8 protein-coding genes and 1 pseudogene are annotated in these 15472 nt (G+C 34.0%); all 9 read left to right on the top strand.

The window, feature by feature from the left end; translation table 11 throughout:
• Window positions 1-128 precede the first annotated feature (128 nt).
• Window positions 129-2987 (top strand): DUF5060 domain-containing protein, encoded by a 2859-nt coding sequence (locus tag FUA24_RS03660; protein WP_148540106.1) that lies wholly within the window; start codon window positions 129-131, stop codon window positions 2985-2987.
• Window positions 2988-3159: 172 nt separating this feature from the next.
• A complete protein-coding gene (locus FUA24_RS03655; protein WP_148540105.1) occupies window positions 3160-4218 on the top strand; it encodes a FecR family protein in 1059 nt (352 codons plus the stop codon).
• 148 nt (window positions 4219-4366) lie between these two features.
• Window positions 4367-7750 (top strand): TonB-dependent receptor, encoded by a 3384-nt coding sequence (locus FUA24_RS03650; RefSeq protein ID WP_148540104.1) that lies wholly within the window; start codon window positions 4367-4369, stop codon window positions 7748-7750.
• Window positions 7751-7790: 40 nt separating this feature from the next.
• Window positions 7791-9518, top strand: a complete 1728-nt coding sequence (locus tag FUA24_RS03645) for a RagB/SusD family nutrient uptake outer membrane protein (RefSeq protein ID WP_148540103.1) — start codon at window positions 7791-7793, stop codon at window positions 9516-9518.
• 80 nt (window positions 9519-9598) lie between these two features.
• Window positions 9599-10009: a DUF5018-related domain-containing protein gene (locus FUA24_RS03640; protein ID WP_222861313.1), complete on the top strand. Its 411-nt coding sequence runs from the start codon at window positions 9599-9601 to the stop codon at window positions 10007-10009.
• A 321-nt stretch (window positions 10010-10330) separates the two neighbouring features.
• A complete protein-coding gene (locus tag FUA24_RS03635) occupies window positions 10331-12067 on the top strand; it encodes a family 43 glycosylhydrolase (RefSeq protein WP_148540101.1) in 1737 nt (578 codons plus the stop codon).
• A 6-nt stretch (window positions 12068-12073) separates the two neighbouring features.
• The gene (locus tag FUA24_RS03630; protein ID WP_148540100.1) at window positions 12074-13213 is read left to right on the top strand and encodes a glycoside hydrolase family protein; all 1140 of its coding nucleotides are present in this window, start codon (window positions 12074-12076) and stop codon (window positions 13211-13213) included.
• A 54-nt stretch (window positions 13214-13267) separates the two neighbouring features.
• A complete protein-coding gene (locus FUA24_RS03625; protein WP_148540099.1) occupies window positions 13268-14869 on the top strand; it encodes an alpha-L-fucosidase in 1602 nt (533 codons plus the stop codon).
• A 16-nt stretch (window positions 14870-14885) separates the two neighbouring features.
• Window positions 14886-15472: pseudogene (locus FUA24_RS24955) on the top strand (hypothetical protein); the annotation flags it as partial.

Here is a 15472-nt window from a genome sequence, read left to right as displayed (position 1 = left end):
AATTATAATATTTCTTCTTTGTAATAATAGTGTCCTTATTTTTTAAAGTCAATCCGCTTAGAATTGACTTATTGCGTGTCTATAGTGACACATATATGAGGTACATTGTTTTAAAATAACCGATTATTATGATATTAAAGAAGTTTGTTATACTAATAGCTATGTGGACAATAGGGATTCCATATGCTCAACAAGAAAGTTTAGTTAAAATTACTGGTGAAAAAAAGAAATGGCATAAAGTAACATTAAGTTTTGAAGGTCATGAATTTTCAGAATACGGTAAAGAAAATCCTTTTCTAGATTACAGGCTTTCCGTTACGTTTAAAAATAAAGATAAGATTTATACTGTACCAGGTTTTTATGCAGCAGATGGTAATGCAGCTGAGTCTAGCGCGGAGGAAGGTAAAGTTTGGCAAGTTAGGTTTAGACCAGATGAAATTGGAGAATGGCATTATACAGTATCTTTTAGAAAAGGTAAAGAGATAGCAATTAGTGATGACCTCGAAATTGGTGAACCTACATTATTTAATGGACAAAAAGGAAGCTTTTTTATAGAGCCAACAGATAAGATAGGAAAAGACTTTAGAGCTAAAGGGAGGTTGCAATTAAGAGATAATGGATATCTACAATTTGCCGAAACAGGGGAGTATTTTTTAAAAGGTGGTGCAGGTAGTCCAGAAAACTTTCTAGGCTATTATGAATTTGACCAAACCCCAGCATCTCACAAATACACACCACATATAAAAGACTGGAAACAGGGAGACCCTACTTGGCAGAATGGCAAAGGTAAAAGCATCATTGGGGCTTTAAACTATCTGTCCCAAGAACAAATGAATTCCGTTTATTTTTTGACAATGAATATTCAGGGAGACGGTAAAGATACTTGGCCATGGAGTGATATTAATGAGCGATACCGATTTGATTGTAGTAAGCTAGACCAATGGGAAATAGTGTTTGACCATATGGACAAACTAGGTATTATGTTGCACATGGTAACGCAGGAAACAGAGAACGAACTCTTATTGGATATAGGAGAACTTGGAGTACAGCGTAAACTGTATTATAGAGAGTTAATTGCGCGTTTTGGTCATCACTTGGGAGTTGCATGGAATTTAGGGGAAGAGAATGGACCGGTTTATTGGTCGCCAAAAGGACAAACGGATGGAGACCGTAAAGATATGGCAGAATATATTAAAACGCACGACCCTTATAATAATTTAGTTGTATTGCATACACATTCTAGTTCAGAGGGGCAAGATTTGTTTTTAAAACCCCAATTAGGATTTGAGTATTTGGATGGGGTATCAATGCAAACCCATAGCCCAGATAAAGTACATGAAAGAATCAATAAATGGCTAGGGTTATCTAGAGCATATGACAAACGATGGTATATGGCCCAAGATGAGATAGGACCGGCAAATACGGGTGCTAAGCCAGATAAAGATGATCCAGAACATGATTATATAAGGTCTAAAGTGTTGTGGGGGACTTTAATGGCTGGTGGAACAGGTTTAGATTGGTATTTTGGGTATAAATACGACCATAATGACTTAAAATGTGAAGATTGGAGGTCTAGAAATAATCTATGGGAACAAACATATATTGCATTAAACTTCTTCAAAAAACACATACCATTTTATAGTATGAAAAACGCAAACGGCTTAACATCTAATACTAATGATTATGTTTTTGCCAAAAATGGAGAGGTTTACGTTATTTATATGTCTGATGTAAAAGAAACCAAACTTGATTTGTTTGGTTCAAATTACAAATTCAATGTTTATTGGTATAACCCTAGAAAAGGAGGGCGTTTAGTTGCAGGAACAAAGAAAACAATTATAGGCGGACAAAAAACATCAATAGGTTTTCCTCCTGAAGAAAATGGAGATTGGGTAGCGCTATTAGTTAAAAAACCAAAAAAAGTAACCAAATATCAATCTATTGATTCTTTCCCATACGTATTAAAATTCCCTTTAAAGCATAAAAATAGTATAGAAAACGCAAGTATATCTAAAGGTAATGAGAACGGTTATCAGGCGGTATATTTTAAAAAGCAACAAACAGATTCACTAGATTATTACAGATTAGTTTTTAAGGGGAATTCTAATTTATATAACGGTAAGCTTTACAAAAAGGATTTTAAAAAAGATACCACGAATATAAAAATATTGGTAAACGGCAGCCGACCTATAAATAATTTTGAAAAAGAAAAATCAGGTGTGTCTAAATCAAAAAACGGGTTAAAGCATATTTATCTTGAATATGGTGATATTATTGATGTTATATTTAATCATAAACTTACTTCCCAAGAAATTGGCGTAAAAAAATTAGAATTAAAGCCTATTAACAATTTATTCAAAAAAGAGCTAAAGACTAAACTAAAAAATGTAGAACCTTTTGTTGCTAAGGGGTGGACTTTAGAAGTTGAGGCAGAAAATTATCATTATAAATCCAAGAATAAATCAAAACGAGAATGGTATGTGAGATCCAATTCAGAAAATTTGCCTTTTAGTGATAATTTACCAAAAAATTATTGTGAATCTGCAAGTGGTAATTCTTATATAGAGGCACTCCCAGATACTAGGGTTACTCACAGTGACCCTCTTAAAATTGGAGATAATTTTTACCCAGAACCAGGTACTGGCGGCATTGTTTCTTATAAAGTACGCATTAATAGTCCTGGAAGGTATTTTGTTTGGGTAAGAGCTTATTCTACAGGCTCTGAAGATAATGGTTTACATGTTGGAGTAAATGGTGAATGGCCAGAAACCGGAGCCAGAATCCAATTGTGTAAAGGTAAGCATAAATGGACTTGGTCTTCTGCACAGCGTGTACCCAAAAACCACTGTGGTGAACCACAAACCATCACTCTGGATTTTGATAGAGCAGGGGAATATATTGTTTCTTTTTCCATGAGAGAAGATGGTTTTAGATTTGATAAGTGGGCATTAGCAAAAAGCAAAAGTTATAACCCCAATAATAATTAGAAAACAGTATTTTAAAAAGCTATTAGCAAGTCTGTTAATTTATATTTTTTACAGATATAACATTTTTTTTAAAAAAGTTGTTTTTTTTTGTCTATAAAGTTGAATCAATCTCCTTTATATATATGTAAGGGATTTTTTTTAGAATTATATTTTAAAAATTTACCAAAGTTTTATGAGTGATAATAACGAGGATATCAAAAACTTCACAATTTCGAATGAAGAAAAAGCGTTTTTAAAAAAACGTATTTTTAAATCAATCAGATACCTTAATAGAAAGAAAAGAATAAAATATTATTCAGGTGTTGCCGCTGCTGTATTGGTCTTGTTAGGTTTTAGTTTATATTATTATACGCATCTTGATTATAACGAATCATCAATAACGGATTATGTAAAAGAAATTGATCAGTTGGATGTTAATACAAGTAATGAAGTTACTATTGTTCTGGGTGGTAATATTCAAGGGGTGAAGGTAAAAGGTGAATCTACAAATATTAAATATTCAGAAACAGGTGAGCAAATTGATTTAGGTAATAATGAAACCCTAAATCAAACGAATTCCGGTAAGAATATTCTAAAATACAATACGCTTTTAGTGCCTTATGGCAAACGTTCAAGTTTAGTTCTTTCAGATGGTACCACTGTTTGGCTTAATTCAGGGTCTAAAATAATATACCCCATTGCTTTTAAAGGAAAGAAAAGAGAAGTTTATATTGAGGGGGAGGCTATTTTTGATGTAACTCATAATGCTAACAAACCATTTGTTGCCTTAACGAGTAATCAACGCATAGAGGTGTTAGGGACTGTTTTCAATGTGAGTAGTTATCAAGATGATGTCAATGACTTTGTTGTTTTAAAGAGTGGAAAAGTAAAAGTTGCTAATGAATTAAAAGGGAAATGGTCTAAGGGTATCGATATTTTACCAGGTACTAAGGCTAATTTTGATTTGGTTACTAAAGAAACAACAACAGGTAGGGTTGATGTAGAACAATATTTTGCGTGGCGTGATGGTGTGTTAATCCTAAAAAATAATGATTTAAATTATATCATGAGAAAACTTTCAAGATATTATAATACGCCAATAACCATAACGGATAAAACGTTATCAGCAGAAACATTTTCAGGGTATTTAGATTTAAAAGACAATCTAGAAAATGCAATACAGGTTATTAAAGAAAGTACATCTTTAGATTACACAATCACAAGCAAAAATGAGATTATTATTACTAACTAAAAACCTATTTGTAAAACTTATGAGATAAAACTATTTAACAAGAAAAACCAAAAGGCGCGCCAACACCTTTTGGCTAAATTAAGAAAGCAAAAATTGTCATTACTAATAAATGGCAATAATTACTAACTAGATAATACATTACAAAATTATGAATAAAATATTTGTTCGTCTAATTGAACGACCAAAAAACACGTTCTATAACGTTATTTATACCACTATGAGAGTTTTTGTAGTACTAATTATTTTTGGACTGAGTTCAGTATATGCTAATTCATCTTACTCTCAGGAAAAACTTGACATTAATGTAAAAAATATTTCACTAGAGAAATTATTTAACACAATTCAAAAAAGCAGTAACTATATTTTCTTCTATAATGATGACGTTCTTGAAAAAGATTTAAAAGTAACATTAAACTTTAAAAATTCTTTACTGTCTGAAATTTTAGATTATTCATTTGCAAATACAACTTTAGATTATGTGATATCAGATAGACAAGTTGTTGTAAGAATAAAAAATGAACCTATTCCTGAAGTAAAGGTTAAAAAGGAAGTTCAAAAGTTTATTGTAACAGGAGTTGTTAACGATGCCAATGGTCAACCTTTGCCTGGAGCTAATATCATAGAAAAGGGTACTCAAAATGGAACACAAACAGATTTTGATGGGAATTTTTCTTTTGAAGTTACAAATGATAATGCTGTACTAATTGTGTCTTATATAGGCTTTAGTTCAAAAGAAATTTCATTAAATGGTAAAAGTAATGTTTCAGTTTCCCTAGAGGAAAATGCAGCGGCACTGGATGAAATAGTCGTTATTGGATTTGGTACTACAACAAGAGCAAAAGCGGTTGGAGCTATCTCAACTGTTAAAGCCGAGGCTTTTGAACAGACCCCCTTCAATAATGCGTCCCAGGCATTACAAGGACAGGTTCCTGGTTTGATTATTAATAACAGTAGTGGTTCTCCTACTGCTACGCCTCAAATTTCTATTAGGGGAGGAGGTACTCCTCTATTTGTTATTGACGGTGTAATTCGAGATGAATTTACTTTTTCAACTATAAATCCAGAGGATATTGAATCCATGTCATTTTTAAAGGACGCGGTTTCTACGGCTGTTTATGGTACTCGAGCTGCCAATGGTATTGTTCTGGTAAAAACCAAACGTGGTAAAACTGGTAAAATTTCCTTAAGGTATTCAGGGAATTTTCAGTTAAGTGAGCCCATAGGCACACCAGATATGATGAATTCTTACCAATGGGCACTTATGAATAATGATGCTGCGCGATATGATGGTATTGATCCAATTTTTACTGATGACCAGCTTATAGCCATAAGAGATCAAACGGATCCCACATTTGCAAATTCTAATTGGCCAGGCTTAGTTTTGAAAGATTTTGCTCAGCAAAGAAGGCATAATCTATCTTTATCTGGGGGTGATGATAGAACCAATTACTTTGTTTCACTTGGTTACTTAGATCAAGACGGAATTTTAAAATCTAATGCAACAGATTTACAGAGGTTTAATATTCGGAGTAATGTTTCTATGTCCTTTAAAGAACTTGGTCTAGATGTAAGTTTAAATTTAGATGCTTCATTGCAGAAAAGTAGGGAGCCTGCTATAGGTGAGTTTCAATTGTTTAGAAGGGTTTATTACTTGTCTTTGCCCACAGATGCTGCGTTTAATCCGGATGGGACTTATGCGGCTACAGGTAATCCTTTGGCTTTATCAGATAGAGGGTCAGGTTATTTAAAAGACAGAAATAAATATATAAATACACAGCTTAATGTAACTTGGAAAGTTCCTGGTGTAAAAGGATTAAGTACCGGTGTAATGGCGAGTTATAGGGATGAAGATAGATTCCAGAAGGACTGGAATTTAGTTGTTCCATTATATAATCCTGATGGCTCAATAGCTCCTGCAGATTTACCTTCTTTAAGTCAGTCGGCAAGATATGGTAGAATATTTGATATAGAAGCTAGATTAGATTATAAAACAAGCATAGCTGATGTTCACAATATTTCCGCCACGGCAGTTTATGTTCAGAGAGAAGGTTTTAATGAGCGATTCGAAGCTTCTAAAGTCAATTTTGAGTCTAGTGCGGTAGATCAGTTATTTGCCGGGCCGGCAGATGGACAAAGTAATTCCGGTACCGCTAGTGAAAATGCATTTGCTGGGGTTGTTGGACGACTCAATTACGACTATAATGGAACCTATCTTTTAGAGTTTAGTGGTAGGTACGATGGGAATGATAATTTTGCTCCTGGGCAAAAATGGGGTTTTTTCCCTGCTATAGGAGGTGGTTGGGTTGCATCTAATGAATCTTTTATGCAATCTTTAAAGGATAAACACATTTTGGATAATTTAAAGTTCAGATTTGGTTTTGGAGAAACAGGTAATGTTGCCGGAGTTAACAGGTTTGGTTACCTATCTACATATAGCTTAGAACCCACAGTATTTTATGCTGGAGGTACCCTGGTAAATGGCTTTTCTGAGGGTAATTTAGTTAGTCCTAATGAATTGACTTGGTTTACAACCAAATCAAATAATGTAGGGCTTGATTTTGCCAGCTTAAACTTCGGTTTGCAAGGAAGTATTGATTATTTTAAGTATAATACAAAAGGTTTTTTAGTAAGTCCTGAAGATGTATATTCAGCTCCATTAGGTAAAAACTTACCTCAAATAAGGTCCGAATCGGAGAGAAGAAGAGCTGGGTGGGAAGCAAATCTTTCTTATAGAAAACAGGTTAATGATGATTTGTTTTTTCAAATTGGAGGTAATGCATCTTATTTTGACGAACTTTGGGTAAAAAACCAAGGAGAGGACCTAGCAAGTTTAAAGAACCCTTATGTTAGGCAAACTCATCAAAGAAATTTCTTCAGCAGAGTACTGTTAAATGATGGCTATTATCAGACCGAAGATGATTTATTGAATTCTCCAAGGGATCTTGGTAGTTCGAGTATTCAACTTGGTGATTTACGTTATCAGGATGTGAATGGTGACGGTAAAATTGATGATGATGATGAAAGGCGTATTGGTAAGCCTCGTTTTCCTCAGTTTAATTATGGGCTTAATTTCTTAGTAAACTATAAGGCATGGTCCTTAAACTGTTTAATGCAAGGTACTGGAGATAGGTTTGCCCATATAGGAGTTAGCAATAATATACCTAAGGATATATTGCATGTTTATCATTTAGACTACTGGAGTCCTGAAAATCCAAATGCCCGTTTTCAAAGAATTTCAACAGCTTTTGATAATCCAAACGGGGAAGATTCTGATCATGCGATAATAAATGCTAAGTATTTTAGAGTAAAAAATCTTCAATTAGCATATGATTTTAAGAAAGGATTAATGAAAAACAGCAAAACTTTTAAAGGTTGCAAAATGTTCCTAACAGGAACTAACTTGTTCACCGTTTCAGATGCAAATGACTTCTTTGATCCTGAATCTAGGTTATCAAATAGTAGAGGTACAAGGTCTGGAAATAGTTATCCTATTCAAAGAACGTTTACTTTAGGATTAAACCTTGAATTTTAATTGTAAAGTTTTGGAGATGAAAAATTTAAATTTAAATGTTATGAAAAATTTCAACAACATATTTTTGATTGCTTGTGTTTTTATTGCCATGCAATCATGTGAAGAAGTCTTAGAAACTCAGCCTTTAGACAAGTTTTCAGAAGCCAATGTTTGGAGTGATCCTGTGTTAACACAAGGTTTTATTTATGATGCAATGAATGATATATACAGAGACTGGTTAACTGTACCTAACAGTTCTACATTGTTCTCAGCAAATGATTTGCATACTGATAACCAAATACGTTCTGGTGGTGGAGGTAATATAAATACTGGTGACTATGATAAGTTTTATAATGCTGGATGGAACCAGTTTGGACAGATTAGACAAGCTAATCTTATCATTGAAAAGGTCAACAATTCAACATCTTTTTCTGAGAGCCAAAGGACAAATTTTATTGCTCAAGGTCATATGCTACGTGCTATGATTTATTCTAGACAGGCTCGTTTTTTTGGTAAATATACCATTATAGATAAGGTCTTAACAATAGACGATGACCTGTTACTCGGGCGTTCTGAAACAATTAAAGACACCTATGATTTCATTTTAAGTGACTTAACCATAGCTGCTAATGGCTTACCAGATTCTGGTGAACCGGGTACCTTAACCAAAGGGTCGGCTTTGGCACTTAAGGCGGAAATGGCGCTCCAAGGTGCTGCATATGTAGAAAGCGGAAAAGATGAGTATTACCAAATAGCCAAGCAAGCTAGTGAGGATTTATTTGGATTAGGGTATCAGTTAGATACGGATTATGCTGGAATGTTTAATACAGAACAGGGCGGTATAAACTCAACAGAAATGATTTTAGCTTATTACCGTAGCGCGGATAATACAAGGTTTAGAGATACTCCTATGCAAAGAATTGTTCCAAACCTTGGATTGAACAGATTACATCCTGATGCATCGCCACAATTAAATGAAGGCTTTAGTGGTTGGAATCGTATCAGTCCAACATGGAGTTTGGTAACTAATTACCTAGTGGTAGATGAAGATGGTGTTGCTAAAAAATGGAATGAGACATCATACTATCAAGACTACCTTAGCAATGGGGGCTATGTTTCCAATGCTATATTTAAGAATAGAGATGAACGTTTTTATGCCTCTATTGTCCATGACTCTTCATCTTATTTTGGACAACTAGTAACCTTCAGAGAAGGTGGTAATTTACATTGGACAGCTAATACGGGTTCAAAATGGGGTATGTCTCCATCAGGTTTCCATCAAAGAAAAGGGCTTTACGAAGCGGAACGTTTAAGTGCAGGCGCAAATACAGCGTATCATTACCCTATGTTTAGATTAGGACGTTCGTATCTAAATTATGCCGAAACCATGCTACGTTTAAACCAACCTAGTGTTGCTATTGAGTATATAAACAAGACAAGAGTAGCTCATGGTAAATTGCCTGAACTGTCAACAGGTCTTGGTTTAGATGACGCATGGAAATACTATAAAATTGAAAGACGTGTTGAATTATTTTTTGAAAATGATAGATATTGGTCTTTACTACGCTGGGGCAAAGAAGCAGGTGGAGGTATTATAGATGAATTGAATACCAACAAGCAAACGTTTGTAATATCTGCTGATGGTATGTCCTTTGAACTTCTTGATGAAATTCCCAATGGTTATGATACAAGGAATAAAATGAATTTTTCTGTAAAAAGATATTTATTCCCTGTGCCAGAAGGAGAAAGACAGTTAAATGAAAAGCTAGACCAAAACCCTGGCTGGTAAAATAATATAACTTTAAGATTATGAAAAAAATATTAAAATATACACCTATACTTCTAGTCATATTAATGCTTACTTCTTGTTTGACATCTGACCTTGAAGAACTACCCACTTTTGATGAGGCTAATATTACAAACATGAGATTTGAATACAGATGGATAGATAATTCCAACGAGTTTTCTAAACTAGGAATTCAAGCCTTGGATAGTGATGTTGTCATTGATACCATAGCAAATACAGTTAATTGTATTATTACAGTACCAGGGACAAAGGATGACTTTACTGAAGAAATTAGAGCCGGCGTGACTTTGTCTAATATACTTGGATTTGCTGATATTTCAACGGCTTCTATTATTAAGCCGATGAGTGGGGCTCCAGTACTTGGAAATGTTGCAGATTATAGTGCTGGTAATTTTCAATACGAAGTAATGGCCGCTGATGGAAGTACTAAGGTATGGACATTGATGATAGATGACTTTATAAAGGAAGACTAGAGAGTTAGGTTAGAGTTAATTAGAGCCTACCTACAATACTAGTGTTAATAGCAAAGTCAAAATAATAAATGTTTTGAGTTAGTTGTTTTAGTTTAGTTTTGAAAGAAAGCATAGGAGAATAATCTCCTATGGCTTTCTTCAAACAAGCTATAATTGTACAGCCTACGTATTTAATATTAATTTCATTCCTGAAACTTTGCATAGGATAGATTTCAATACACACCTCTTCGGCATATTGTATTGAACTAATAACAAAACATAGTTAAAAAAATGATGGAAGATTTATAAATAAAATCTTCATATTAGAATTCCTATATCATAATGAACAATCAAGCTCTTATAAAAATATTTGCACTACTACTAATTTCCTTAGTTATTCAGGCTTGTAAAAATCAAAATGAAAAAATAGAACAAAAAGATTATGTAACTGTTTGTAATCCTATGGATTTAAGTTACAGGTTTAGACCTTCTAATCCTTCAAGGCGAGAAGCTGCAGACCCATCTATTTTGTTTTTTAAAGGTACATATTACTTGTTTGCATCAAAATCTGGCGGTTATTGGCATTCTAAAGATTTAGTCTCATGGGAATTTATAGAAACTAAAGAAATTCCTACTGAAGAATATGCTCCAACAACAATAGTCTTGAGAGATTCAGTGTTTTTTATGGCATCAAGTAGAAGAAAAAGTACCATATATAAGTCAGCAAACCCTTTAACAGGAAAATGGGAAGTTGCCAAAGACTCGTTAACCACAGCGATGTGGGACCCAGCATTTTTATTAGATGATGATAATAAATTGTATGTATACTGGGGGTGTTCAAATAAAGAGCCTATCTATGGCGCAGAGTTAGACCCAAATTCATTTGACATTCTTGGAGATATTAAAGAGCTTTTTTATTCCAAAAGAAGAGAGTATGGTTGGGAAGTAAGAGGCGATTATAATAATGTTTATGATGAATTAACTTATATGGAAGGCGCTTGGGTAAATAAGTTTAACGATTCATATTATCTACAATATGCCAGCCCAGGAACAACATTTAAATCATATAATGATGCCGTTTACACAAGTAAAAAACCTTTAGGCCCCTTTGAATTGGCCAAACATAACCCTTTTGCGTATTACCCTGAAGGGTATGCCTGTGGTGCGGGACATGGTAGTACATTTCAAGATACTATTGGTAATATGTGGCATTTTGGTACGGTTGCTTTATCGGTAAAACATAGGTTTGAAAGACGATTGAGCTTTTTTCCTTCGTTTTTAGATGATGGTGGTGTACTATATACTTATACAAAGTATGGAGACTATCCATTAATAGTCCCAGATAAAAAAATAGGCAGCCCACAAGAGCTTTTTCCTGGATGGATGCTATTATCTTACAATAAACCCGTTACGGTATCATCTACACTCGAAAATTATAAAGCCAATAACATGGTAGATGAAGAAATTAGAACATATTGGAGTGCCAATTCTGGAACGGAAGGAGAATGGGCTATTATAGATTTAGAAAAAAAATATGATGTTCATGCTATACAATTAAATTTTGCAGAACATAATACCAATATAAAAGGTAGAATTAAGGGCATTAAACACAGATATATTATTGAGACTTCTAATGATGGCGAAAATTGGGTTACGGTCATTGATAAATCAAACTGTACTAGAGATAATTCACATAATTACTTTCAATTAGATAAAAAACTATCAAGCAGATATTTTAAAGTAACTAATTTGGAAGTACCTGACGGTAATTTTGCCATTTCTGGTTTTAGAATATTTGGTAAAGGGAATGGGAAACTACCTCATAAAAATAAAAAACTAGAAGTTTTTAGAAATCAAGATGATAGAAGAATGGTATCCTTGAAATGGGACAAAATAGACAATGCTACAGGATACAATATTAGCTATGGTAGTTATAAAGATAAATTATACCAAAACTATAAAGTCCATAAGGATACTTCATTAACTATTTATAGTTTAAATACCAATTTGGACTATTATTTTACTATAGAAGCATTTAATGAAAATGGAATAACAGAAAGCGACCTTTTATCTTTTTAGATGTACTTGTCAAAAACATACAAAAATCTATTCTTTCTAATATTCGCAACCCTATTTATTGTATTAGGAATAGTGGTTAAACCAGATAGTTCAGATGAAATTCTGGAAAAAAAGTCATTTGTAGATTTTTTTAAACCAATGCCTATTCAATCCTCTTTAGTTACCAAGGGAATTTGGGGAGGGGTTAATGTGCTCCCTAGAGATACCGCTAATGGTTTAGAAGATTCCCAATTAAAAAATTGGTGCTATTGGGATGGTAAAATTGTAAAAGATGATGAAGGCTTATTTCATATGTATGCAAGCCGATGGCATCAATCATTTCCCCACGGAAGAGGTTGGAAAGAAGATTCAAAAGGAATTCATGCTATAAGTAAAAACATCATGGGGCCTTATAAAGATAAAGGTGTCATTTGGCCACACTGGAACAATGGAAAAGGGAGCAATGTTATAGGTTTGAGAATGCATGATGGTAGATATGCAACGGTAACAAGCGAAATTACAAATGGTGAGGTTTTTGTTTCAGATGCTCCCAACGGTCCTTTTGAATTACTTGGTGAAATTGAAGTAGATTTAAACGGATATGACTATGGTTTAGCTCGTTATAATTTCAATGGGCACATGTCAAACGTAAAGATTATTCTCAGACATGATGGAAGGTATATGATAGTACCAAGGTCTACAGCAGTTATGATTAGTGGTGATGGTATTTTGGGCCCATATAAGGTAATGACCGATAGAGTGTATAAAGCTTACCCAGAATTGCCCCAAGAAAAGAATGAAGACCCTACCGTTTGGTATAGTGGCGGAATGTATCATATTGTATACAATCATTGGCCTAGTAAAACATCTTATCATTTTTCTTCTAAAGATGGGATTAATGATTGGAAATATAGAGGAATAGCCTTTAAAAAAGGTGTTGATAAGATTTTTAAATATGAGGATGGTACTATTAACGATTGGGAATTTGTTGAGCGCCCAACAGCCTATGTAGAAAATGGTCATGTAACCCATTTTATATTTTCAGTACTCGATGTTCATAAAGGGAAAGATGGCCCTGATGATAATCACGGTAGTAAAATTGTAGTAGTGCCATTTGATGGTAAGGCCTTTGATGATTATATGAACGAATCGGTTCTTCAAAAATAATTTGGGTAAAAAATCAACTAGAAAAGTTTATTAAACTTTAAAAACATAAAACGCATGAATTGCCTAAATATACAATACAACTTTATCGTTAAAAGTGTTATAAGAAAACTAAAAAAAGCACCTTTTGTTTTTATTGTTTCTCTTGTATTGCTGTCAGCTTGTAATTCAGAAAAGAAAAAAAACAGCTCAGAGTTTATAAATACAGCTGCGAAAAAAGTATATGAGAATAATTGGGAGTCCCTTAAAACTCACAAAACACCATCTTGGTTTACAAATGGAAAATTTGGAATTTATTTTCATTGGGGTGTGTACTCTGTACCAGCTTATAAAACGGAATGGTATCCAAGGTTAATGTATCTTGATAATTTTGAAGGCTGGGGAGATGATGTACGTCCTTATCATATCGCCAAGTACGGAGAAGATTTCCAATACCATGAATTTATTCCTGATTTTACCGCAGAACATTTTAATGCTGAAGAATGGGCTTTACTATTTAAAAAATCTGGTGCACAATATGCTGGACCTGTAGCTGAACATTCTGATGGTTTCTCCATGTGGAATAGTAAGGTGAATAAATGGAATGCCTTTAATATGGGGCCTAAGAGAGACATTGTTGGAGAACTAGAAAAAGCCATTAAAGCTGAGGGGATGAAATTTGTAACTACGTTTCACCATCAATTTCATTGGGGATGGTATCCTAGTTGGAATGGATTAGTTGATGTAAGCTCTAAAGATTTGCTAGATTTTTATGGCGAAGTAGTTCCAGAAGAAACGTTTAAACAAGCAACTAAAAATCTAGAGAAATATGGCCCTTCAGAAGCTTTTACTCATAAATGGAAGGCTAAGGTACTCGAGGTGATAAATAATTACAATCCTGATTTTGTATGGTTTGATAGCAAACTTGACATCATACCTGAAAAAGATAGAATTGAGTTAGTTGAGTATTTCTACAATACATCTGCAAAAAATAATAAAGAAGTAGTGCTCTCTTATAAAGGGGATGATTTGCCAAAAGATGTTGGTGTTTTAGATATTGAAGCAGGTAGACTTAATGAGCTAGTGAATTATCATTGGCTAACAGATACCCCTTTTTGTCATGGTAATAGTGCTTGGAGCTATGTAGAAGGAAAAGAATCAAAAGGAGGAAATATGAATATTGATGCTCTAATTGATATTGTGAGTAAAAATGGTTGTTTATTATTGAATATAGGCCCCAAAGCTGATGGAACAATTCCAGAAGAAATCAAAACAGGACTGTTAGAAATGGGAAAATGGCTAGAGGAATATGGTGAAGTTGTTTACGGTTCTAAACCATTTATTACGTACGGAGAAGGGCCAACAAAATTAAAGAAAAACAGGTTTGGTGGTTTCAATGACTTAAAGGAAGGCTATTGTGACGAAGACTTTAGGTTTACTACAAAAGATGATAACCTGTACTTAATACAATTAGATGTTCCCAAATATGAAAAAAAATATGTACTGCGTTCTTTCGGGAGTAATGAAATTGCTGGAGACAAAAAAATAGAGTCTATTCAATTAATGGGATCCAATCAAGAAGTTAGTTGGTATCAAAATGAGAAAGGCCTTTATATTGTTGGAGTGAAAGAAGTTCCAAATAAAATAGCCATAGTCTATAAAATAAAACTTGCTAAATAGTAGAATTCAGTAAAACATGAAATACTCCTTATTCACAATATTATCATTGGCATTTCAATTATGTTTTTCTCAAAATAATAAACAATTGGTCGATTTTTTTCTTCCTATGGAGCCACAAGGGCCGTTGGTATCTGAGGGCATTTGGGGAGAACCAAACGTATTGCCCAGAGATATCAATAATGGGTTAGAGGATGGTACCATCAAGGATACTTTAGGCAATTTAAGAGTTGACAAATGGTGCTACTGGGACGGAAGTATTGTAAAGGATGAAAAGAACGTCTACCACATGTATGCCAGCAGATGGCCCCAGGAGAAACGGCACAGTAAAGGTTGGAAAACGGCATCAAAGGCCATACATGCCGTAAGCGATAACGTTATGGGACCATACAAGGACCTTGGAATGGTACACCCTAATTGGAAAGATGGTTTAGGGCATAATGTAGTAGCCCTTAAGACACACGATAACAAATATGCCATTGTGCAAAGTGAGCGTTCGCCCGGGGAGGTCTTCATTTCGGATTTCCCTTATGGTCCATTCGAGCTTTTAGGAGATATCAAGATAGACCTGAACGGTTATGATTATAGCCTGGTAAGATATGATAT

It is taken from the genome of Seonamhaeicola marinus (assembly GCF_008085455.1).
Note: the sequence above shows the minus strand (reverse complement) of the source record. Positions and strands in the feature narration are given on the sequence as shown.

Coding starts and splice junctions, on each gene's coding strand:
- FUA24_RS03625 (WP_148540099.1), top strand. CDS start 13,268: ATGAATTGCCTAAATATACAATACAACTTTATCGTTAAAAGTGTTATA.
- FUA24_RS03650 (WP_148540104.1), top strand. CDS start 4,367: ATGAATAAAATATTTGTTCGTCTAATTGAACGACCAAAAAACACGTTC.
- FUA24_RS03645 (WP_148540103.1), top strand. CDS start 7,791: ATGAAAAATTTCAACAACATATTTTTGATTGCTTGTGTTTTTATTGCC.
- FUA24_RS03635 (WP_148540101.1), top strand. CDS start 10,331: ATGAACAATCAAGCTCTTATAAAAATATTTGCACTACTACTAATTTCC.
- FUA24_RS03655 (WP_148540105.1), top strand. CDS start 3,160: ATGAGTGATAATAACGAGGATATCAAAAACTTCACAATTTCGAATGAA.
- FUA24_RS03660 (WP_148540106.1), top strand. CDS start 129: ATGATATTAAAGAAGTTTGTTATACTAATAGCTATGTGGACAATAGGG.